General features: G+C 37.1%; 18 protein-coding genes and 3 pseudogenes. 6 read left to right on the forward strand and 15 right to left on the reverse strand.

Annotated elements, in window-relative coordinates:
• Positions 1-9 precede the first annotated feature (9 nt).
• The 4 genes and pseudogenes from AAHB15_RS21070 to AAHB15_RS21085 all read right to left on the reverse strand — a co-directional run bounded on the left by AAHB15_RS21070 (position 10) and on the right by AAHB15_RS21085 (position 3035).
• A complete protein-coding gene (locus AAHB15_RS21070) occupies positions 10-534 on the reverse strand; it encodes a hypothetical protein (protein WP_342043254.1) in 525 nt (174 codons plus the stop codon).
• Between the two features lie 721 nt (positions 535-1255).
• Positions 1256-1810: an exosporium glycoprotein BclB-related protein gene (locus AAHB15_RS21075; RefSeq protein ID WP_342043255.1), complete on the reverse strand. Its 555-nt coding sequence runs from the start codon at positions 1808-1810 to the stop codon at positions 1256-1258.
• 655 nt (positions 1811-2465) lie between these two features.
• Positions 2466-2567: pseudogene (locus AAHB15_RS21080) on the reverse strand (GNAT family N-acetyltransferase); the annotation flags it as partial.
• A gap of 82 nt (positions 2568-2649) precedes the next feature.
• Positions 2650-3035, reverse strand: a pseudogene (locus AAHB15_RS21085) (MarR family winged helix-turn-helix transcriptional regulator).
• Between the two features lie 113 nt (positions 3036-3148).
• Here AAHB15_RS21085 and AAHB15_RS21090 point away from each other — a divergent pair.
• Positions 3149-3220 (forward strand): annotated as a pseudogene (locus tag AAHB15_RS21090) (YitT family protein); the annotation flags it as partial.
• 362 nt (positions 3221-3582) lie between these two features.
• Here AAHB15_RS21090 and AAHB15_RS21095 read toward each other — a convergent pair.
• Positions 3583-4035: a hypothetical protein gene (locus AAHB15_RS21095; protein WP_335572782.1), complete on the reverse strand. Its 453-nt coding sequence runs from the start codon at positions 4033-4035 to the stop codon at positions 3583-3585.
• A 196-nt stretch (positions 4036-4231) separates the two neighbouring features.
• Between AAHB15_RS21095 and AAHB15_RS21100 the strand changes: the two genes are divergently transcribed.
• From AAHB15_RS21100 to AAHB15_RS21110, 3 genes are all read left to right on the forward strand, one after another.
• Complete coding sequence (locus tag AAHB15_RS21100; protein ID WP_176541090.1) at positions 4232-4396, forward strand: hypothetical protein; 165 nt, start codon at positions 4232-4234, stop codon at positions 4394-4396.
• 115 nt (positions 4397-4511) lie between these two features.
• Positions 4512-4877: a DoxX family protein gene (locus AAHB15_RS21105; RefSeq protein WP_335572781.1), complete on the forward strand. Its 366-nt coding sequence runs from the start codon at positions 4512-4514 to the stop codon at positions 4875-4877.
• Positions 4878-4932: 55 nt separating this feature from the next.
• Positions 4933-6030: a GIY-YIG nuclease family protein gene (locus AAHB15_RS21110; RefSeq protein ID WP_342043256.1), complete on the forward strand. Its 1098-nt coding sequence runs from the start codon at positions 4933-4935 to the stop codon at positions 6028-6030.
• Positions 6031-6125: 95 nt separating this feature from the next.
• Here the strand turns inward: AAHB15_RS21110 and AAHB15_RS21115 are convergent, their stop codons facing one another.
• Entirely contained in the window at positions 6126-8198 is a 2073-nt protein-coding gene (locus AAHB15_RS21115) for a DUF4179 domain-containing protein (RefSeq protein ID WP_342043257.1), read from the reverse strand.
• A gap of 326 nt (positions 8199-8524) precedes the next feature.
• Between AAHB15_RS21115 and AAHB15_RS21120 the strand changes: the two genes are divergently transcribed.
• A complete protein-coding gene (locus tag AAHB15_RS21120) occupies positions 8525-9352 on the forward strand; it encodes a GNAT family N-acetyltransferase (protein WP_342043258.1) in 828 nt (275 codons plus the stop codon).
• A 180-nt stretch (positions 9353-9532) separates the two neighbouring features.
• Entirely contained in the window at positions 9533-10243 is a 711-nt protein-coding gene (locus AAHB15_RS21125) for a YesL family protein (protein ID WP_342043259.1), read from the forward strand.
• A 176-nt stretch (positions 10244-10419) separates the two neighbouring features.
• Here the strand turns inward: AAHB15_RS21125 and AAHB15_RS21130 are convergent, their stop codons facing one another.
• From AAHB15_RS21130 to AAHB15_RS21170, 9 genes are all read right to left on the reverse strand, one after another.
• Positions 10420-11412, reverse strand: coding sequence for a glycoside hydrolase family 43 protein (locus AAHB15_RS21130; protein ID WP_342043260.1), 993 nt, complete (start codon positions 11410-11412; stop codon positions 10420-10422).
• Positions 11413-11458: 46 nt separating this feature from the next.
• The gene (locus AAHB15_RS21135) at positions 11459-13828 is read right to left on the reverse strand and encodes a glycoside hydrolase family 2 TIM barrel-domain containing protein (protein WP_342043261.1); all 2370 of its coding nucleotides are present in this window, start codon (positions 13826-13828) and stop codon (positions 11459-11461) included.
• 116 nt (positions 13829-13944) lie between these two features.
• Positions 13945-15519, reverse strand: coding sequence for an ABC transporter substrate-binding protein (locus AAHB15_RS21140; RefSeq protein ID WP_098528259.1), 1575 nt, complete (start codon positions 15517-15519; stop codon positions 13945-13947).
• A gap of 72 nt (positions 15520-15591) precedes the next feature.
• Complete coding sequence (locus AAHB15_RS21145; RefSeq protein WP_335572774.1) at positions 15592-16494, reverse strand: carbohydrate ABC transporter permease; 903 nt, start codon at positions 16492-16494, stop codon at positions 15592-15594.
• 15 nt (positions 16495-16509) lie between these two features.
• A complete protein-coding gene (locus AAHB15_RS21150; RefSeq protein WP_335572784.1) occupies positions 16510-17406 on the reverse strand; it encodes an ABC transporter permease in 897 nt (298 codons plus the stop codon).
• 690 nt (positions 17407-18096) lie between these two features.
• Positions 18097-21264: a glycoside hydrolase family 2 TIM barrel-domain containing protein gene (locus tag AAHB15_RS21155; protein WP_342043262.1), complete on the reverse strand. Its 3168-nt coding sequence runs from the start codon at positions 21262-21264 to the stop codon at positions 18097-18099.
• A 207-nt stretch (positions 21265-21471) separates the two neighbouring features.
• Positions 21472-22509: a LacI family DNA-binding transcriptional regulator gene (locus tag AAHB15_RS21160; protein WP_335574229.1), complete on the reverse strand. Its 1038-nt coding sequence runs from the start codon at positions 22507-22509 to the stop codon at positions 21472-21474.
• A gap of 123 nt (positions 22510-22632) precedes the next feature.
• Positions 22633-23403 carry an IclR family transcriptional regulator gene (locus AAHB15_RS21165; protein ID WP_335574230.1) on the reverse strand — a complete coding sequence of 257 codons (771 nt, stop codon included), beginning with the start codon at positions 23401-23403 and terminating at the stop codon, positions 22633-22635.
• Positions 23400-24200 (reverse strand): IclR family transcriptional regulator, encoded by an 801-nt coding sequence (locus AAHB15_RS21170; protein ID WP_335574231.1) that lies wholly within the window; start codon positions 24198-24200, stop codon positions 23400-23402. The genes AAHB15_RS21165 and AAHB15_RS21170 overlap by 4 nt, the downstream gene beginning before the upstream one ends.
• Positions 24201-24273: the final 73 nt, after the last annotated feature.

The following is a 24273-nucleotide window of genomic DNA, read 5'->3' on the forward strand; positions in this document are numbered from 1 at the left end:
CCTTTTGTACTATTTTACATTTGCAATCCTTGTGCCCACATTTTGAACACTTTTCTTCTTTACATTTGCAATTTTTGTGCCCACACTTTGAACACCTTTCTTCTTTACATCTGCAATCTTTTTGCCAACACTTTGAACACTTTTCTTTTTTACATCTACAATTTTTGTGCCAACACTTTGAACACTTTTCTTCTTTACATCTGCAATCTTTTTTCCAACACTTTGAACACTTTTCTTTTTTACATCTACAATTTTTGTGCCAACACTTTGAACACTTTTCTTCTTTACATCTGCAATTTTTGTGCCCACACTTTGAACACTTTTCTTCTTTACATCTGCAATTTTTGTGCCCACACTTTGAACACTTTTCTTCTTTACATTTGCAATTTTTGTGCCAACACTTTGAACACTTTTCTTCTTTACATCTGCAATCTTTGTGCCAACACTTTGAACACTTTTCTTCTTTACATCTGCAATTTTTGTGCCCACACTTTGAACACTTTTCTTCTTTACATCTGCAATCTTTGTGCCCACACTTTGAACACTTTTCTTCTTTACATCTGCAATCTTTGTGCCAACACTTTGAACACTTTTCTTCTTTACATCTGCAATCTTTGTGCCAACACTTTGAACACTTTTTGCTTTTACTCACGTTATTTCCACCCCCATTCTATATATTAAAATAATATGTTTAAAGATTTAATGTGATTGGACAAGTATACATTTTTAGAGGTTTTTGGAGAGCCAGGATCAATCCTCGGCGCGTACGTTGCTTAGGTCTGCGACCTAAACGGAACTAGCAGAAAAATGCGCTGCTAGCCGGGAACGATATGATTAAAACCATCCTAAATCGAGAAGGATGGTTTTTGATTGATTATTGTTCTCTCGGAATACAAAATAAGGAGTGATGATATTCTTTATTTAGTAAAGGATTCAAGATTTGAAGATCGTAATGAGTTGCTGCGGGAGCTCTTTTTTCGATATCTTATTCACTAATAGTGGTAAAAAAAGCTGAGAACCCAGCTGCCATTTTTAGTGAATTTCTTATTTAACTAAACCAGCTAATAGTTTGTAAATATTTTTCTAACAGTATGAGACACTTTAAAACTCTTACGGTATGGTTTGCCTTTATCTATAAAATTCTTGAACTTGACTTTTCCCTATATTCTCCATGTAAATACCAACATGTCCATCTCTTTTGTAAAACAAATAAAAAGGGCTTACCCTGAAAAGGTTTAGCCCCCCTTGAATTAAATTAATCAATTGTAATACCAGCACTTGCAAAACCTGTGACTACAGAGGCAATATCGAGACCCGCTGTATTTATAGAGAAAACCATTAATAATTTATCTCCAGGGCTTACTGATATTACTTGTGCAGCAACATTATTTCGATTTTGACCAACTGAAATTACAGGACCTAAAGGTGGATTTAATAATACTGGAGTACCTACAGGACTAAAGCTGCTACTTCCTGGTGACGCTAGATATAATTGTGCACTAATAGTTACTGGTGCAAGTAGGGTAACATCTGCTGTAGTACTAAAGAAAGCACCAATAGATGTAACTGTTCCAGCCCGAGGAACTACAAATGCGTAATCAAGCACCCCTCCGGCACCTAGATTTAATGTTAATCCAGTGACGTTAACGCTGTCTATAGAACTTCCAAAGCCCAGAAGAGCACCTGTATTGGTCAAACCACCTAAAACCGTCGTTAATACAACTGGACTTCCTGAAGCAAAAGGAATAATAGCGCCAGCACCTGCTGCTCCCTGAGGACCTGCTACTCCTCCTGGTATATTTACATTCACTTTAACATCTTGTTTAATTTTACATTTGCAATCCTTGTGCCAACACTTTGAACACTTTTTGCTTTTACTACGTTGTTTTCACCCCCATTCTATACGTTAAAATAATATGCTTAAAAATTTAATGTGATTGGACAAGTCTACAATTAAAATGTGTCAATGTTACTACTGAAAAGTTTATTTTTAGAGGTTTTTTTGGGGGTCCAGGGACAACCTCCGGCGCGTACATTTCTGAGATCTGCGACCTAAAAAGAACTAGGCAGAAAAATGCGCTGCTAGCCAGGAACGATATGATTAAAACCATCCTAAACCGGGAAGGATGGTTTTCTGACTGATTATTTTATCTCTCGGAATACAAGATAAGGAGAAATGAGATTCTTTATGTAGTAAAGGATGCAAGAATTGAAAATCGTAATGAGTTGCTGTGGGAGTTGAGAAAGCACATGCTTAAGCAGACAAAACTGAAACTACAGGCGGGTAGTTTCTATAAAAAATTGAATCTCGTGAATGCAACTGAAATAGGTACACCAATTAATCGAAGCAATCTTCGCCGCAATTTCAATAGTTTCATCCAAAATGCAGGAGTGAAGAAAATTCGCTTCCACGACATAGACACAAACATGCCACTGGAATGCCAATTATTCCAGCTAAAATTTTAGGGTGAATTCTGACCCTTAAATGTCTCATTAAATGTTTCATAACTAATCTCTTGAAGTTTGCGTAAATCCTCAAGGTTACACTGTTTTATATTTATAGTCATTTAAATATGTCGCTCCTTTATACAATCAATAATTTCTCTTGTTTCCCTTTTTTACAAATTCCCAGTCTATTTCAATATTTTTCTAACTCTTTGCAAGAAGATTAAAAATGGTTTCTATCTCTGTTTCGGAAAAACCGGCTAATGCGACAATATTGGAATAATCATTTTCTCGTCTTATAAAAGGATAAACATTTTTCCCTTTCTCTGTTGGAAAGAGTTTTTTTTATTATTTTGTTATGTTGATCGTCTTTCTTTTCAATAAAACCATTCATTTCAAGCTTTTTTATAGCACGAGCTGCTGTTGTTCGGTCTACTTTTAACATTTTCTTGAATGATTCCTGGGTTTTCACATATTCGCGCCAGGTACAAATACTGCCCTTTTGTAAGGTCATATTCTTTAAACTCTATAATACTTATAGAATCTAATGCCCTTGCTATCATTCCAATTTCACGAAGAATTTCCTTCATAATTAACTCCTTTGTACATATTTTGTTGCAAATGCAATAAAAAAAGGATGTAAATTAAATTCAACCTAATTTTGTTGCACTTGCAACAAAAAAAGACAAAAAGGTCGAGTAAAGTGAAAGATGTTTTTTATGTATTAGGAATTTTCATATTAACCCTTGGTATTTCTTTCACTATACAATCAGATCACCTCATTCTTCACATACAAGAACCAATGTTCCGTATGTGAAGAAAAAGAAAAGACCATTTACTTTCGGTCTTTAGTTTAGAATATAAAAAGAAGCAGGGAATTTGGACCATGTCCCCCTGCTTCCTCCATATATTTTTGATGCCCCTGCCAAGGAATTTCATATTAACACATTCCTTACTAACTTGCCACGTCTATACTAACGAAATATTCTTTATAACTGCAGCAAAAACTAAATCATTTTCTATGAATTTATCATAAGATAGGCCCATTATGTATTTTTCAACTTTAACTTTAGCGTCTAGCATATCTTCAATAAAACTCTAGGCTCTCTCAGACCTTCCTTAATCTCCCTAAATAGCTCATTTTTCCATCGCCTTTTTGTCTACATAAAGGATCTTAACTCCATTCACTTCTTTATCCATTTTGTAGGTTTCAGAGGATTTATCATAAATCACTTTCAGGTTCTTGTCGTTTAGCCATTCAATCGAAAATTCTTTATCCGACCTAAATGTGTTTCCTGATTCATTTTGGAACTTTTCATCCTTATTTAAAATGGATAATTGGCGAGAAAGTCCCGTCGTAGCTCCACAATTTCTTTCGAAAAGATATGCTATATTTTCACCATTTGGAGAATGGATTTTTTGTTTAATGTCGTTACCGCACATATCCCCAAAAATTGCATCCAGTGCAAACTTTCCAGCTATAAATAAAGCAAGTATAATTATTATGGCAATCAGATACGCTTTTAACTTATTCCTCATCAAGTCTTCCTCCCTCCATTCGGATCCATCCATAACTCCAATAACATTCACCCTAAGTCTGCCTAGATGGTAAAGCTTTTCAACAATCAGGAAGGAAAGAAAAATATAGCTATATTTGAAGCTAAAACAGGAGAACATATCTAGAAATGAGGAAGAATAAAATCAACCTAAAAATAAGTTGTTATTATTTTTCCCTATTTATTGGTTCTAATAATAAGATTGTAAACAAAATTCGAGGAGGTCTAGTATGCAACAGGATCAACAAGCTAAAGAGAATTTGGGCTCCGGTTCGATTATGAATCCAGAATTTGCTGGAACTGATGCACAAAAAGTAAAACAAGAAATTCAAAAAGATGTAAGCCAAGGACAAGGTGCAATTACTTCCCGGGAGGCAGGATCATTGCGCGATTAAAAAACCACGCCAAGTGGTTTTTTATTTTTCTGCCTTTGCACTCCTAATTTTCTTTGGTGTTTTTGTAATGGTCAGTCCCTCATCATACATAAAGATGTACAAAGGGGGATTTTTCATGAAAACGTATTTAACAGCAAATAACTTAATCAGATATGCAGTGGCCTATGTTTTTATAACCTCTGCACTTATGAAATTAATGAGTTCTAAATTAGCGAACCATTTTCTTGGATTAGGACTGCCCTATCCTCAGCAAATGTTAAAGCTAGTCATTTTCCTAGAAATGGTTTGCGGGATTTTAATATTAATCAATAAATCTGTTAAAAATGCGGTCGTACCTCTAATTGGCATCATGGTCGTAGCCCTTCTATTAACAAAGTTTCCCTTGTTGCACACCGGTTTCCTTCCATTTGCTTTTCAAGCCCGTTTAGACATTGTGATGTTAATTCTGCTTGTTTATCTATATAAGCACTCTCCTAGATAATCCCTTCATGTGCTAAAATAAAACTATCTATTATTATTTGGTGAGTGAACACACTATGAAACTAAAAGAAAAGGTAACGTCTCTGCCGCTTACTCCTGGTGTATATTTGATGAAGGACTCCCATGGCCATATCATTTATGTGGGTAAGGCCAAAAACCTAAAGAGGCGAGTAAAGTCATATTTTCAACAATCAAAAGCCCATCCTCAAAAAATTAAAAAGATGGTGGCTAACCTTGACGATTTTGACTATGTTCTTACGGACACGGAGTTCGAAGCTTTTCTGCTCGAATGTAAACTAATCAAGGAATTAAAGCCTCATTTTAACAAAAAAATGAAAAGTCCCCGATCCTATACTTATCTCGTTATAAAAATAGTTGAAGAAAAGCGGGTCTTGGAAATGGCCCACTCCTTGGTTAAAAATGACGGGAATCTATATTTCGGACCATATATAAACAAGCACACCGTCGAAAGAGCTATCGTTGGAATAAAAGAAGCTTTTAAAATTTGCTGCAGCAACCCATCCATGAAACATGGACCGTGTTTAAATTACACTTTAGGATTGTGTATTGGAATGTGTCTTGGAGGTTCCGCTTTAGAACAATATAATCGAATATTAGACAAAATCATTGCATTGTTGAATAGGACGGACACAGAAATACTGGAGGAAATTGAGCAGGGGATGTTAGCTGCATCCGAACAATTCCAGTTTGAACTGGCGGCGAAATATCGGAACATCCTTGAAACGATCAATGCCCTCCTCGATAAGGAACAGGTCATCGAGTTCACAGAGGCAAATCAAAAAATTGTCGTCGTTGAATCCATAACTGAGTCTACGTACAAACTTTTTCTTATTAAGGGGAACAAAATTTTATATCGAGAAAAACTAAATAGCCACCAAAAGCAAGGGAACATAATGAATAACCTATTAACCTATTTTAAAAAGGCCCATCCCTGCTCTTCCATTGTAGTCAGTAAAGATGAACTTGATGTGGCGCAAATTATTTACAGTTATTTAAAAAGCGGCAATTGCTTTTATCGTATTATTCCTGATTATTGGCTTGAGGCTGGAAATGAGTCGTTTATTGATAATGTATTTGAAGAATTACTAAAAGAAATGTTTACTATTAATTATAAAACAATTGAAAGTTCGTGAGGAGTCATCCGACTACATTTAGGAAAAAGGACAGGTTCCTTGTCTACCAATTTAATTGGACTAGCCTGTCCCTATGTCATGAATAACTGAAATATTTATTCCAACGAAATCTTCACAACGTCTTCCAAATATTTTGTTTTATTATATCCAAAAATCTCGAGCCTTTTAGGAATCACTTTTTCTCCAGTGCTGTCATTGTCTAACTTCATATTTAGAACGGTAAAGAAATAACGAGGCTGCTTGATTTCTTCGTATGGGACAGGCGTATCGTTATCGTATTCCACTCCGTTTTTATCAACTAGCACTCCATCGGTATTCATCTCGATTGAACTAGCTTCCTTTTCACTCTCATCCACAATACGAAATTGAAGCGACTCATATGCGCGATTCTCAATTTCATGATTGCTTATGACAACATTGGTCGGCTGTCCAACTTCCACCTTGTCAATGGAGATTGTACTGCCTGCATATTCAAAGGTTTGAGGATATTTCTGAGAAGCATCCAGTTCAATGTTTTTTTGGTCTTCAAAACTTAAATAAATAGAACCCAGTTTAACGTTAACCTCTTTTGGCTTTTCTCCCAAAAGCGGATCAAAGTTTGTTTGAATAGTAGTCCAATTCATATTTTGTGGTATATCTGAATAAGAGCCGCCGTCAAAATTAGGTTTCGCTTTCTTATTGTTCACTTCTAGATAGTCAATATTGAGAGTTTCTATCCGTTTTTTTGACTGATCACTATTAATACTATATTGCAAAATCGTAGTTGTTGGAGCAATGGTTAGTTTATCAAATCGAACCGGGATTCCCTCGACTTCTGTTTTTTCATCCAATGCATATTCGACGGAGGGTTGTTTTGTAACAGGAATCTCAAAGTTCCACTCCCCCGTTTCAGTTTCCAATTTCTCATCAGCCCAATAACCATTCCGATCAGTGGAATTACGATCCAACTTCTGAATCTTAGTGATCTGCAGTTTAATTGTCCCGTTATCCTTGGAGAGTGGCAGTAAACTAATCTTTCCTCGATACACATTCTTTTCCTGTGTGTTTACATCCGATTCAAGATTTGGAGGATCGTACCTTTGATATGCTTCTCTGCTCATGATGTCATATTCGTTCTCCACATTAACCCCATTATCATAATTTATCACATATTGATTGTCTTTATTTGTATCCTCTATTTCATAAAAAACAATCGTCTGAACATCATCAGAAATCGCACCCCTGATTTTAATTTTCACCCCATTGCTTTCTGCTTCCAAGTTCAGCCTTTCACCCAGACCCTGTTGAAGAAAGGCACTTAATTGCTGATCTTCTTCTTTCCACGAATAGTAGAGGTTGGTAAACACCCCCGTAAAATAACCTATACCCATTAATAATGCGAATAAGCTTGCAAAAATAAGTCCCTTCCTTTTACGTTTCTTATTCTTCTGTTTCCTTTGCTTTTCCTCTTCTGCCAGCTTAGCTTTGACGTTCTCCATTAAACCAGATGGCACATGTAAATCTTGAAATGTTTCAGTAAGATCTAACATGGTTAACATGACATCTTGAAAGGTTGCCAAATCCTCCTGACATTCTCGACAATGATAAATATGGATCTCTAAATCAATCTTTTTCGACCGATCTAGGGTTCTTTCTAAGTAATCGATGTAATCCTTATGATACTCCTTACAGCCATTAAAGGTTGATCCATATCCAAGTTCTTTTCTAATTGACTGAATACCGGAAAACAAGAGCTCTTTAACCTTTATCACTGGAACTTGGAGAAGAAGTGCAACCTCCTCCTTAGAGAGTCCTTTTACATATGTAAGGAGAATTGCTTCTTTCTCGGACGGTTTCAATCGATCAAGTGCTTTAAATAAATCCTGACGTGGTTGATTTTCCTCTGAATCTGGTAATTTTCTATTATGAGAAAGCTCCCGGCAGATAGATATAAATATGGAGGTAACCCACGTTTCGACTGATGTTTCTTTTTTATATCGTGGCAACTCCTTTTGGACCTTTTTAATAGACTGATAAAAAAGCTCTTCTATTTGCTGCTGATTCATAAGATAGGACCAACCTAGTGTATAGAACGATTTTTCATGCTGATCGAACCAATCGACGATGGATTCCAAGCCTTTTTCTCTTATCGTAGTGGTTGAAATGGAATCAACTTTTGTTGGGATCATAAATGCGTTTCCCCCTTTCCTATCTTTACAACCTTTTGTCAGTTACTATTGACGTATTCATCCCTGTATTAGTTATGATTTTTTAATTTAACACATCCAAATATTTAATTAATTGTAAAAAAATACATTTATTTATCCTATATTAACATAGTTCTTAAATTCTATAAAAAATAACAAAGTTTACGAAAACAGCCTTAATAAAAGAAATTAAGGCGTTCTTTCAGAAAAAATGAAAAAAGATACATTTACGTTATTTGACAACCAAAGAAGGAAAAAAGGAATTAAGAAAAGAATAGAATGAGAGGATTACGAATAGAGGTGATAACATGTTAACAAAAGACGAATTAGCTTCTATAAAAGCACTTCAAGAGGTGTGTGAGCAAGACGGCGGATTCCAGCTAAAACTTAATTTTGACATGCTAGAAAATAGAAACGGAATGAAAAAGGAGGACTTCTTTCATTATGAGGAAGGTAAACTTGTCGGTTTTCTTGGCAGCTATGGGTTTGGCAATAAAGTAGAGCTTTGCGGGATGGTTCACCCAGATTACCGCAGAAGAGGTATTTTTTCTAAATTGCTAGAAATGGGTCTTGAGGAAACAAAGAAACGAAACATCCAGACAATTCTATTAAATGCCCCTACTGATTCCTTATCGGCAAAGGAGTTTTTAAAGAATCTTCCTTGTACCTTTTCAGTAGCCGAATATCAAATGAAATGGCAGAAAACAAATTTAATCGAGGACCCTGCTGTTACCCTAAGACCTTCTACCACAACGGAGGATTTTGAAACTGAAGTACAGCTTGAAGTCTTGGCCTTTGGATTTGCGGAGGAAGAATCACGGGAGTTTAATCTGAAACTCAGAGAAAACCACTTTGAGGAAAATTTCATCATTGAAGCACACGGGCAAGCTGCCGGAAAAATGCGCGTAGCTGAATCAGATGGTGAAGCTTGGATTTATGGGTTTGCGGTATTTCCTGAACTACAGGGAAAAGGAATTGGCAGAAAGGCTCTATCAAGGGTTGTCAAGCTGGAAGATCAAAAAGGCTTGTCTATTTTCCTCGAGGTCGAGGCGAAAAATGCGCATGCCCTAAAGCTCTATGAATCATGTGGATTTAGAAGTTACCATTCTCAGGATTACTATCTATATCAAAATTAGTATAAAGAGCCTTTTTATGATCCATAAAAGGCTCTTTAACTTTGTAATTCTTGTAAAAAATACCTCGTTTGTTTCATCAAGGTACACTTTTCGACTTTAATTTATGTTATAATGAAAGAGTTTACATAGGTGTTAATTACCTGCTTACCTCTCAACAAGAATGGTCTGGAGTTGATAAAAATGAACAATATTTTAGAACGTTTAAATCCCGTTTTTGAGTGGATTACAAAGCTTGCCGGCACCAATCTGTTATGGGTTTTGTTTAACTTCCCGATTGCTTACCTAGTATTATCTTTATTTACTGTTAAAGAGATGTCGCAAATATCCATGTTAATTATGACCATTGCCGTGCTGGCACCATTTATTTTATTTCCTGCAACTACGGCAATGTTTGGCATTGTCAGGAAATGGATTATGAAAGAAGAAGTGCCAATTATTCGATTCTTTTGGAAATACTATAAGGAAAATTATAAGAGGAGCCTCGTCGGGGGATTGATTCTAACTTTTCTTTGGGCCATTGTTGGCGTTGACTATTATTATTTTCATTCCCGCATTTTCCTAGGCAGTTATCTATTCTTATTCCTAATGGTTTGGCTTTTCATCATCACTCTTTTCTTTTTTGCGCATACCGTTCATACCGAAACAAAACTCGGACAAGCATTAAAGAATGTGTTCATTTTATCGATTGCTAGCCCCATCCTTTCGTTTGGGATTGCCATTATCAGTATTGTCATTTTGTATATTAGTTTGATGAAAATAACCTTTCTATTGCCATTTTTCAGCGGCGCGGTTATCTCTTTTCTCGGATTCTTTGCCTACTATAAGGTATTTACAAGGATTGTTCAATTAGAACAAAATGCTTCAGTTGAAAAAAATATGATAGAAAGCTAGGTTACTTGTGGTTGACAAGCCCTAATTTGCGGATAGCAGCAGCTAACTTGTGGATGGCTCCACCAACTTGCGGATAGCAGCCCAATTTGCTGATAACGTTCTCCAACTTGGTGATAGCCAGCAACCAAATAAAATTCCTCTCAAACTGAGAGGAATTTTTATTTGCTGTGTTCTATTTAATTATGAAGATCCACTCTAGCTTTAATAACCCTAAAGCTATCTTCCGTTTCCTCTACTTCATAAATCTTTGCTCGAGATTCAGGTGTACTGAATGGATGATGGAGAATAAGCATCCATTCCCCTTCAAATGTTTTGAACAGCATCCCGTGTCCACTATCACCAACAACTAACGGATTCAGTTGTTCCCATGGCCCTTCTAGCTCACCAGAGCTAGATCTAGCCATCGTTTGGACATACCCCTCATTGTTATAGCTTGACCACAGCATCACAAGGTGACCACCTTTTGTCCGGTATAATTGACACCCATCCGATACATAAACCGAAGGCTTAACATTAGGCTTTCGTTCAGCATTAATCCATGGGGCATCTGAAGCTTTAAAAAGATGTTGCGGTTCCCCATCTGCTGCAGATAAATCATCCTTTAGTAGAATGGCCTCAAACGTACCATCGATGACCTGGATCCATTCATGACAATAAACCATCCATGGCTTTCCATCCTCATCCACATACAAGGTTCCGTCTAATGTCATGTAGTTTCTAGGCGGCACCGGCCCATCCGTTTTTAGTAATTCAAATGGTCCCTCTGGCGAATCAGATACAGCAATGCTTGTGCCACGAAGATGATTGGTGTTCCAAACTTCCGGTGATTCTGCTAGCTTCGTATCTCTATTATGAAGAGTAACGAATAAATAATATTTATCATGGTACTGGTGAACCTCTGGTGCCCATGTACCATGCTGTGGATGGGCCCAAGTTCCATCAGGAACCTCGAAAACGACATAAGGTCCCTCCCAATCTTGTAAATCTTTACTTTTATAAACTAGTACACCATTTCTCGCTAAATCTGTTAATTCAGGAATTCCAGTTGTATATAAATAGTAAGTGTTTGTTTCGTTATGCGACAAGATGAACGGGTCGTGTGCAGGAATATTAATAAGTCGGTGCCCCTTCTTAGGATGCGATGTGTCAGAGGCATTATTATATGGCATGCTAGCATCTCCTACCTATTTTAAATTCATCACAACTGTTGTGGCTTTACTCAACCTTAATTACAACAGTTGAACTTTCCAAACCAACAGAAGAAGTTTTTAATGTAATCGTCCCCGGTTGATCAGTCGATTTCACATAAATCAGTACTTTCCCATGATAGGCATTTCTATAATTTGCTTTATAGTCCTGATGGCTGGCAGGGTTACTGCATTCCATTCCGATCATTTCACCAGGTCCCTCAATCTCGCAATTTATTTGATTATCGGCGTCATAGACTAGGGTTTCGTCTTGATCAAGGATATTTACTTCAACATGTGCGACATCCTGTTTATCAGCTTTAAGAATGATCGTATCCGCGAGTAACTGTAGCTTAGTTGGCTCACCAGCAGACTTTAATTCATGTGTACAACAAATGTTTCCGTTTCTTTTACCTACTGCCTTTAACGTACCCTTTTCATATGGGATGTCCCAATAAATTGTTCCATTTGGGAAGTCCTCTCGTTTTTTCAAGCCAACAGAGACACCATTTAATAATAAGTCCACTTCAGGACAATTGGTACAACAAGCCACCCTAACCGTTTCTCCTTTATTCCCTTTCCAGTGGCAGACTACTTCATGGTCCCAATAAATTTGACCTGGATTTTCTTCCTTAATAGAAGTTAAACCTACATGGACCATATCCTTTTCGGACCATTCACTTTGTTTAAAAAAGTATAAAGGCTTTTTGAAGCCAGCAAGATCGAGCAATCCTGGTGTAGCATGACGAAGCGGCCAGCCACGGGCTTCTCCCAAATAGTCAATCCCTGTCCAAATAAATTGTCCTGATATAAAGTCATTCTGTTCTACTGCCAGCCATGCCTCATGATGCCTTCCGTTTTCACTTCCATAAATTACCCGATTAGGGTATTTTTCATGGTCTTCAGGATAAAGAAACTCTTGATAGTTATATCCAACCACGTCAAGTACATCTGGAAATTCCGTTTCATTTGACATTATCACACTTGCGAGAGCTGCTGTCACAGGTCGCGAAGGATCATATTGCTTTACAACCTTTGCCAGCCTTTTCGCAATCTCCCCCATTCCCTTTGCTTCCGGTTTGTCCGCGTAATAACGTTCTTCGAGGACTGGATGTGAATAAGGATCATTTGGGTAATCAATTTCATTCCCAATACTCCAGAAAACAATCGACGGATGGTTCCGGTCTCTTAAAATCATATCCCTCAAATCAATCTCTGCCCATTCCGGAAACTCGGATGCGTATCCGTCAAGTGATGGTTTGCCTTTATTCCAACCCTCTACCCACTTGTTCTTTGGATATTCCCACTCATCAAATGCTTCATCTTGGACTAAAAACCCATACGAATCACACATATCTAGTAACTCAGGTGCAGGTGGATTATGGCTCATTCTAATTGCATTTACACCAGCTTCTTTTAATAACTGCAACCGTCGACGCCAGACCTTTTCAGGAACAGCTGCTCCGAGACACCCTGCATCATGATGGAGACATACACCTTTCATTTTCATGTTCTGTCCATTAAGATAAAATCCTGAATTTACATCGAAATAAAAATATCGAACACCAAGTGGAGTCGTTTCAAAATCGATCACTTCACCATTTTTTATCACCATCGTTTCCACACGGTATAAATACGGATTTTCAGGTGACCAGAGATTCGGCTGTTCTAGCAAGATAGAATGAGAAAATTCTTGTTCCCCATTTGCAGCAATGGTCTCCCCAGATGAACAAGCGATGATTTCTTTGCCGGCCGCATCTTTAATTTGATGGACAATTTGGAATTTAGCTTCGTTTGATTCTTCATTTTTCAAAGTTGTTTGAATTTGGATTTCTGCTTCTGATGATGAAATATTCGGAGTGGTGACAAAAATACCATATGGCTTGATATACAGCTGATCAGTTAAATGGATAAATACATTCCGGTAAATGCCAGACCCTGGATACCAGCGGGAATCAGCAAAATCTGTGTGATCCACTTTCACCGCAATCACATTTTCTTGTGTTTCGAAGTTTACATAGGGGGTTAAATCATAATGAAATGAGCTGTAGCCATAAGGTCTTTTACCGAGAAATTGTCCATTAATCCACACTTCACTATTTTTATAAATCCCATCGAATTGAATAACTATTCTCTTTCCTTTTAAGCTATCAGGTACGATAAATTTCTTTCGGTACCAGCCAATTCCTCCTGGCAAATATCCTGTTGAACTGGCATATTCCTTTTTAAAAGGACCTTCAATACTCCAATCATGCGGCAAGTCTAATGTACGCCACTCTGAATCATCAAACTGAATTTTAAATGCATCAGAATGGTCACCCTTTAAAAATTTCCAATCAAAGTTAAACTTTCTACTTTTAACAGACAGATTCCATTCTTGAGATACTGCATTTACCATATACAGCTTACACCCCTTATCTTAATATATTAATTTTTAATAAATGGCAGACTGATAGATAAAGGGCTATCAAACATTGATGATAGCCCTTTTTTTCCTTTACATTCAATCTCTCATTAATTACCTTCAACCTGTTTTTTAAAGGCATCCATTTGCTTTTGGATTTCTTTTAAGACCTTATCATAACCTGCGTCTTTTAATCTCTTACGGAAATCTTTTACCGCTTTTTCTGGATCACCAGCTTTACCAAATGCAATGGCTGGTACCATTTGTGCTGTCACTTGTGATAGAGCAGAAATTTCAGCTTGTACAGGGGTGCTATCAAACACAAATCGGCCATATGGGTAAGGCTTCTTAATTTTATCGTACTTCGCATAAATCTCAGAAATTCCATCATATGAGTCGGCACTTGGGATTTCATACTTGTCCATACGACCGCCCCAGAAGTTGGTAGAGAATTGATCCTTTGTTTCATCATAACCCGCAGGTTGAACCCGTTTTCCGTCTTTAATTTCGTATTGTACACCTTCAATGCCATAGCTCCATAATCGATAAAGCTCCTGATCATTTCGAATTAAATCATATACCATTAGGGCACGCTCAGGATTTTTACTATGAGCTCCAACAGCCATCGCACCATGTGTAATGGACGTTGAAATTAAGTTGTTCCGTGTATCAGACCAAGCAAACATATCGATCGCTGAACCCGGTTGTTTCACGTCCATTTGCGGGCGAAGACCTGAGAAGGTTTGGGTATGATGCTGGTCAGCACCTGTTTTTCCTGCTTGGAATTCGGCTCTAGTGTCCCCTTTATAGTTCAATACGTCCTTACGCCAATAGCCAGCATCTCCCCATTGTTTCATCAACTTCGCATAGTCTACAAACGTATCAGTGAAAATCGGACTCATCACATCATACTTTTCATCATAGGATTTAGCCCAGTAAATTGGGAACACGCCTGTCGTGATTGGCAATTCAATCGCATCTGAATAAGAAGTTGTGTATCCCCATGCAGTGGTCACGTTTGTTCCTTGTGCATCCCAAGGAATGACACCTGGCTTGTTGTCTTTAACCCCTTGGAAGTATTTACCCAGTGTTTCAAAATCGCTAATATGTTCATTGATTCCAAATTCTTTTGCCCAATCTGTCCGGTAGAAGAATCCGTGGTTAACCCATTGAGTATATTGGTCCTCAGGAATCATGACAATTTTGCCCTTGTACTTTGATTCCTCCCAATCAGCTTTGGGAACCTCTGCCCATGTCTTAGGAGCATATGTTGGGAGAAGCTTGGTAAGATCCATGAAAGCACCTTTTTGTGCATTTCCCCACGCATCTAACCAGTCAGTAGCTGTGATGACTAAATCAACAGGTTCTCCAGATGCTAGAGTTAGATTATATTTTGTCATATAATCAGCCCATTCAATCCATTTTAATTGAATCGTAGCGTTTACTTTTTCTTTTAATTCAGCATTCACTTTTTCCAATACTTTTTCTACTTGTCCATTGGTTGGTTTATCCCCCAATACCATCATGGTTACGGTTACAGGTTTGGAGGTATCAATTTTTCCATTTTTGTCTACCTTTGTTCCAGTGTTTTCTGAACTGGTTTTACTTGAGCCACTACAGGCTGCGAGACTGAAGGTCAACATCATGATTATGACCAGTGCCAGGATTTTTTTCATCTTAGACATTCTATTTCCCCCTTAAGTTTTTAAAATGATTACTCTCTATGAAACGAGGAAAGTTCCTCGGGTCATATTTCATTACCCCTTAACTGCACCAACTGTAATTCCTGTAATAAAATACTTTTGTACAAACGGATAAAATAGAATAACCGGTCCAGTAGCTACAACGGCTGTTGCCATTTTCATAGATTCCAATGGTACATCTTGTGGTGGCACATTGGAGGATGCTGCTGAATTCCTGATAAAGTCAGCACTCGTAATCACGTTATAAAGAAACAGCTGTAGCGGTCTATATTCCATATTAGGTGAAAGGAAAAGCATGGAATTATACCATTCATTCCAATACCCAAGGGCAATGAATAGTCCGATTGTCGCCAAGGCTGGAGTAGACATAGGTAGAATAATTCTTAAAAAAATGGTGAAATCTCCCGCACCATCAATCTTCGCAGATTCCGTAATCTCGTGTGGAATCGACTTTGTGAAGGATTTCATCATAATAATTAGAAAAGGACTCAGCAATCCTGGCAGCAGTACTGCCAAGTAATTATCTTTAAGATGCAGATACTGCGTAATTAATAGATAAAACGGGACAAGACCACCTGAAAAAAGGGTTGTAAAATAGATATAAAATGAAATCTTATTACGATACAAGAAATCCTGGCGCTGCAAGGCATAACCTGTCATTGCGACAATAAACAAACCTACCGCAGTCCCTACAATCGTAATACCCAACGTTACGATATAGGATCCAACGACAAGTCTTGGATTCTGGAAAACGATCTCATAGGCAAATGTAGAAAACTCTTTAGGCCATAAAGAAAATCCATGGTCCATAATAGACTTCTCTGTTGATAAAGAAGACGATATGATCAAGATAAAGGGCAAAAGACAAGATAGAGCAAAAACGCCGATAAAGCCATATCCAATAATACGAACCATTATAGTAGACACATCTATATTTCGTCTGGCCGTATTTTCCATAAATACGTCCCTCCTTTAAAATAATGAGTTATCTGGTGAAACCTTTTTAATAATCCAGTTAGCCACTAGGACAATAACGAGGCCAAAGAAAGATTGATATAAACTTACAGCACTTCCTAATGAGAAGTTAAAATTCGTCATCAATGTTCGGAAGACATAGGTTTCAATAATATCTGTGGTAGGATAGAGCATGGTATTATTTGCCCCAACCAAGTTATAAAACAAACCGAAATTTCCTTTTAATACTCCACCTAAAGAGAACAATAGTAAAATGATGAAAGTTGGCTTAAGCCAAGGAATAATGATATATCGAATACGCTGGAAGGCATTAGCGCCATCGATTTCTGCAGCTTCTATAATAGATTTATCTAGACCCATAATGGCAGCAAAATAAACGATTGATCCATAGCCTGTGGATTGCCATAGGAATGTAATGACAATAATATAAGGCCAAATATGTGGATTAGAATAAGTTTGTACTGGATCCAATCCAAACATTTTTAAAAATGAATTTAATAAACCATAATCGTAACTAAGTATGTTATAGGCTAAAAGTCCAACTAGTACTGCGGAAATAAAGTGTGGTAAAAACATAATCGTTTGTGATACTTTTTTGAACCATTTATTTGTCAGTTCATTAAGCATGATGGCTACTGCTATTTGTAGGAAATTACCTAGAACAATGAAAGCTAGATTATAAGCAATTGTATTAAAGGTTAACTTCCACAAATCACCGGTCATGACCAAAAAGCGAAAATTATCAAGGCCTACGAAAGCGCTTTTAAAAATTCCAAGTGAATAATCATAGTTCACAAATGCAAGATATAGTCCCGGCATGGGCAGATAAGCAAAGACAGCAAAGAAAATAATCGCAGGCAAACACATAAAAAGCAGGGTTCGGTTCTTCCACATTCTTTTAAATGCGGACTCTTTTGTTTTTGTTTGTTTTTCAACAATAGGTGTTGGTGATTCCACTGTAACAGTTTTCAAATAAATCCCCCCTAAACAACATAATTTGACCTAATAAGCGGCAAACCAGCATACAAAACAAGCGACAAGGTGAGCTAGCAGATTACTAATCTAGTACCTGAAAAAGACTTTCCTTTAAGAAACAAAAGGATTTAGATATGATATATACCAATATCATTTAACTAGGAGATTTGAAATGGGTTTCAAAAATACCCCTACAAAAAATTCATATACGGTTATTTTGTTTTTGATTATGTATTGATCCCAGTAGCTGATGAAATGGGTTTCATTTAATTGAGATAAAAGCAATTTCTTGTGAGGAATAACATAGAAGTCCTTAGAACTCTTGATTGTAAGCGGTTACCTTGTCTTAATTATATTCCTGCACCTATTAAATGTAAATACTGTTATTTCGATAATTTTAACTATTTCTAAAATTACCATTATTTTAATCATACTTACGTTACTCAGACTTTTTAGGTACTCCGCTTGAAATAACATCAAATAGAAATGGGTTTCAGGTCGATATTAATGACCGGTTTAGATGATGTTCCCCTGGCTAAGAATAAATAGTCCAAGGGAACACACTAACTTTAAAACGGGAGGAAGTACCTAGTAATCGGAACGTCCTGATTAATCAAAATCACAAGACATGGGCAATAAATCCTTTACACTAATTCCCTTAAGTTTGAATGTATAAGAGTAGCATCGATTGGCAAATAGCGTGAATTCAGGATGTGTTTTTTGCCCCCAGCTATCATCTCCGCCTACGCCCATTTGTTTATAATTAATCCTTACTACCGTCTTTACGCTTGGTGGTAATTTATATCCGTGATCATGTTCTTCAAGCTCAACTGGAGTATATGGTAAGGCATTCACCTCAACTGTAGGGTTTCCAGTTATCTTTAACCCTGCGCCCTGTTGATCGGAAAGTACAGCCCATCTTACCCCTGTTTTATTGCCGCATTCCTGAGGTTTTAAGTATGGTACATATTGATCTTTTACTTTTCCAGTATATAATCCAATTTTTGCGCCTTTCTCTTTATCCCAATAATTTTCATAAGGGCCTTTTCCATACCAAGTAATGGTGTCAAACGAGCTATTTAATAAGGTCATCATTCCAACCTCTGGCAGCTCAGGAAGGTCGTTCCCTGGTTGTAGTTGATAGTCTACTGTTATTTCTCCATCACCCGTAATGGTGTAAACAATCTTGCATACAGATAATGTTGTTGGCAAACTGTATTCGGTTGTCACTACCGTAGTCGATGGACTTTTCGCATCCACTAAAAAAGATGTCAGAATTTTATTCGTCCCCGCATCTCTCCAAACAGAGCTGCGTTCATGTAATTTATTCCCACGGTCATTATCTGTCATCGCACGCCAAAAATTCAGACCTAATTCATTCTCAAGTAGAGGGATACCATTGAATCTATAAGACTCTAAAGCCCCATTGGTTTTATTAAAAACAACAGTAAAGCTAGCACCATTTATCGTTACATAATCTTTTTCTTGTCGTACTTCTGTTTTAGGTAAGTTGATAGGCATACTTGCTGCTGCTGTTTTCACTGTAGGAATCACAAATTGTTCAAAAGCAACTTCATGGCCCCTCTGAGCCCAAAGCGTATTATTTTTCAAATGCAGGCTAACCGTTAAAATGTATTCATCTGACTGTTTACAGACTTCTGGAAGAGAGTAAGCAAGTTGAATCGTTTTGGTGGAGCATGGGTCTACCTCAATTTCCAAAGTTCCATTTTGGATGAACATACCATTTTCTGCTAGCTGCCACACTAGTTCGTACTCTCGAAGGTCAGTAAACAGATAGTTATTCACCACATCTACAAGACCCTCTTCCAGATTATTGGCTGTAAAACGAACATTCTGATAGCACTTTTTAACCTCAATAATCTTTGGTGAAATCGTACCATTTGCAAAAATCAAACCATTCCCTGAAAAATTACCATCATGAGGTGTTTCTCCAAAGTCACCACCATAGGCTAAGTATGGTACACCATCCTTGGTCTTTGTTAATAAAGCTTGATCCTTCCAATCCCAAATAAATCCACCCTGAATAATAGGATATTTTTCGAAGAGGTCTGTATACTTATAAAGGTTACCACAGGAATTGCCCATCGCATGGCTATATTCACATAGAATGTATGGTTTTGGATTTTCTGCATTCTCGGCATATTCAGCATATTTCTGCACACCTTCAGGATTTACATACATCGTGCTTTCAATATCTGAAGCTGCTTCTGATTTACGGTAATGGAAAATCCCTTCATAATGAACGATTCTAGTAGGGTCATTTTTCTTTAAAAAATCATGCATTTTAATAAAATTATCCCCGCCAAATGATTCATTTCCAAGCGACCAAATAATTATTGAAGGATGGTTTTTATCTCGTTGAAACATGGAATTACATCGATCTAGGACGTTTTCCCGCCACTCTACCTTGCTTCCTGGCACCGTATCGCCTTCATCTTTTTGCCCATACTTCCAAGTCCCATGTGTTTCAAGATTCGTTTCATCAATCACATACAAACCATATTGATCACATAATTCATACCAAACCGTATTATTCGGATAATGGGAAGTACGGACGGCATTAATATTATGCTGCTTCATTAGTTTAATATCATTAATCATATCTTCATAACCAATGGCTCTCCCTTTATCCGCTGCAAACTCGTGACGGTTTACACCTTTGAGGACAATTCGCCTACCGTTGATTTTCATGAGACCGTCTTTTATTTCAAATGTTCGAAATCCAACCTTACAGCTTTCCGCTTCTCGGATGGTTCCGCTTTCATCTTTTAAAAGTAAAACGAGTGTATAGAGGTATGGTTTTTCTGCACTCCATTTAAAAGGATTTACTACATGGGTTGAAGAATTAATTGAAATAAAGGATTGATTATTCATATTCACCTTTATTTGAAGAGAGTCCTCAAAAACAGGATTGTTTTCTTGGTCATAAAGCATTCCTTCGACTGTATAACCGTTCACTACCTGCTCAAACGCATTTTTAATTTTGGCTTCGATTTTTAATTCGGCATCCTTATAATCTTGATCCAACTCCGTGGTCACAAAGAAATCATTGATATGAACTTCTGGAGTTGAATACAGATACACATCACGAAATATTCCACTCATCCTCCAAAAATCCTGGTCCTCTAACCAGCTCGAATCACACCAACGATAGACCTCTACTGCTAACTTATTTTCGCCGTCAATTAAGTAAGGTGTTAAATCAAACTCTGCTGGTGTAAAGGTATCCTCACTGTATCCAACAAGTTCTCCATTCACCCATACATAAAAGGCTGACTCCACTCCTTGAAAGCTGATATAAACCGGTTGGTCCTTCCAATCCTCTGGAATCGTAAAATTCCTGATATACTGACCAACAGGGTTATATTTTGTTGGAGCAAAAGGTGGCTTTATATCTTCTTTTCCTTCCCAAGGATATCGAAGATTTGTATATTGAGGATAATCATACCCTTGTAACTGCCAGTGTGCCGGCACCTTGATTTCATCCCACTCACTAGCATCATAATCCTCTTTAAAAAATGTTTGATTTCTTTTTTCAGGATTCTCATAAAATGCGAATTTCCAGTTTCCATTTAATGAATGATAAAATTCAGACGAAGTTCGGTCCCCTTTTAATGCTTCCTCAACTGTTCTGTATGGCATTAATGTTGCATGAGCATCCAATCGATTTAATTGAAAGATCTCGGGGTTGTTATTCCACTCGGGATATCCATTTTTAGGTTGAGTATACTTATATTTATTCAACTGTTTAAGCATAAAAATACCTCTCTTTCATACATTTAAATTCATAATTTCCCACACAACTACCCATTAATGAAACCCGTTTCAAAAATTGTAAATAATAAAGGAATATTAATCATCTATTATAGTAAAATTGAATACTATCAATTAATATTCCACATATTACGAAACCCATTTCATTTTTATCGTACCCTAAATTATGGAAGGGTGCAATCATTTATTTTATGATTCTGAAAATAATTTACAAGAATCCCTCAATACGAGTGATGTTGGAACGACCGTTTCTTTCTCTGCTTCGTTCTCATTTATTAAATCTACTAGAACATTGATAGCCGTTTGACCCAGCTGATCATAATTCTGGCTGACTGTCGTAATTCCTGGAGGAAAATGCTGCGCCAAATAAATATCATCGAAGCCAACAATGGAAACATCATCTGGTACTTTTAACCCAAATTTAGTAAGAACCTTTATGACCCCTATTGCTACTAAATCATTGGCACAGATAACCGCTGTAGGTCTTTCTCTTAAATAAAGCAATTGTGCAGCCACTTCTTCACCAGATTCAATATTAAACCCAGTACCAAAAATCCACTCTTTGTTGACGTCTAACCCTTTAGATTTCATGGCTTTCACAAACGTATTCTTTTTCACGTCCGTTGAACTAATTCCTTCCAATCCACCTAGAAAACCTATCTTTTTATGTTTTAGATTTACTAATAGTTCAACAAGCTTTTCAATCCCTGACTCTTCATCCGTTCTAACCATATGGGCATCCACCCCAGACATTTGACCGTTCACAAAAACAACCGGAATTCTTTCCATCACTTTCTTCATTTCTTCCGCATATTCTTGATCGGTGTCCGTATCATTAATTCTTCCGCCAAGATAGATAATCCCATCCACTTGTTTTTCTACTAAACTTTGTAAGTATTTTGATTCATTTGCTGAGTTGTTCATCGTATTGCACAAAAAAGTTGTATACCCTAATTCCAATGCATGTGCTTCACATTTTTGAACGAGTGTTGAAAAAAATGGATGATTGATGTCTGGCAGGATAAAACCAATCGTTTTCGATTGCTTATGTAATAAGCTCCTTGCTAGACTATTAGGTCTAAAATTATATTTTTCAATTACATCTACTATCTTCCGCATTGTTTGAGGCCGCACTTTTGCATTTCCGGTTAAGACTCTCGAAACAGTAGCTGGAGATACATTAGCTTCTTTGGCAATGTCATATATAGTTATATTTTCCTTTTTCATAACTTTCCTCCATCGCTAATGATTTCATTGCATTCAAGAAGGAAGAATGAAACCGATTTCAATTAAATTGTAATCCTATAATAGCCACAAGTCAATATATTGTTTAACCACTCTTTGAGCAAATCAATTTTGTAAGCTTTTTGTCACTTCATCGGCCGCTTGCTGTACTTGTTTTATTAATTTGGGAATAGTCCGCTCGTTTATTCTAGTTATAGGTCCTGCGATACTCACAGCAGCTATTGGTTTGCTTTTACTATTCCTAACAGGAACTGCAACCGACACAACCCCTTCATGAAGTTCTTCCTTACTCACCGAATATCCTTTGGATCGGATTGTATGTAATAACTTTTTTAACATCATTGGATCTGTGATTGTTTGTGATGTATAGGATATTAGTCCCCTCTCCAACACCTGATCAATAGTGGACTCTTCTTGATACGCTAACAAAACTTGTCCAGTGCTCGTACAATGAAGCGGACTTCTCCTCCCAGCATGGGACAATAAATGGACGGGATGTGCACTATCGATTTTCAGGAGATACATCAGCTGAAATTCTTTAATAATACCAATATGGGCTGTTTCACCCGTCCTCTCTGCCAGTTTCTCTATATGATCGAGTGACAAATGATATAAATTTTCCTTTTTAATGAGCGTCTGTCCCAAAGCTAATAAAGATGCTGCTAGACGGTAGGATTTAGTGGATGAATCCCTGACAATAAAGCCTTCTACCATCAATGTATGAACCAAGCGAAATGCCGTACTTTGCCCTATTTCCAAACGGCTTGCAATATCCTCTAATTGTAATTCAGGTTCTTCCAGGGAAAATAGATTGAGAAGACGAAGAGCATTTCTAAAAGACGAGTAATGATAACTATTCGTAGAAGGATACCTCAATGTGATGACCACTCCTTTTCAGGAATATTTCCTAATCTCAGCGATACTTCATTTGCTGCCTCCATGACCCTTCCTGTAAACCTTTTAATTTCATGATTTTGAATACGGTCCCTTGTCCCGACAACGCTGACGGCCGCTACAACTTCACCCGTATAGTCCCTAACTGGAGCCGCAATACTTACAATATTGTCATGCATTTCATCGATACAGATGGAATATCCCTGTTCTTTAATTTGACGTAATTGATCGATTAGTTGCTCAGGGTCTGTCTGGCTGTTTAGTCCCATTCGTAGAAGTCCTTCCCTGATGATGCTGTCAACTGTATTCTTTTTCCCAAATGCCAATAAAACTTTGCCAGCACTTGTACAAGATACCGGATTCTTTTTTCCAATCGATGATAATAGAGGTACTGGGTTCGTGCATTCGACTTTATGGACGTAGGTAATTTCTATTCCTTCTAAAATAGCAACATGAGCCGATTCCCCTAAATCAGATACTAATTTTTTTAATATGTCTTTCGATTCTCGATGAATTTCTAAATGGGAAGTAATCACTCCACTAATAGAAAGTAACGAAAATCCAGGACTATATTTATCCCCTTCTTTTTGTAAAAAACTTTCGGCAGTCAAATCGGATACTAGCCTGCTCACTGAACTTTTATTCATTTCAAGAGCATTGGCTATCTCAGTGATTCCCCAAACTGGTTTTTCAATTGTAAAAAGTTTTAGTATTTGTAGTCCATTTTGGACCGATTGTAAAACAGATGTTTTTTTATTAGTCGGAATGATACAAATCACCTCAAAAGATTTAATTTGTTCCGTATATAAGAAGTTAACACTACTATTCAGAATATTTTAATTATATTATATC

It is taken from the genome of Bacillus sp. OTU2372, from assembly GCF_038440275.1.
Lineage (GTDB): Bacteria > Bacillota > Bacilli > Bacillales > Cytobacillaceae > Neobacillus > Neobacillus bataviensis_B.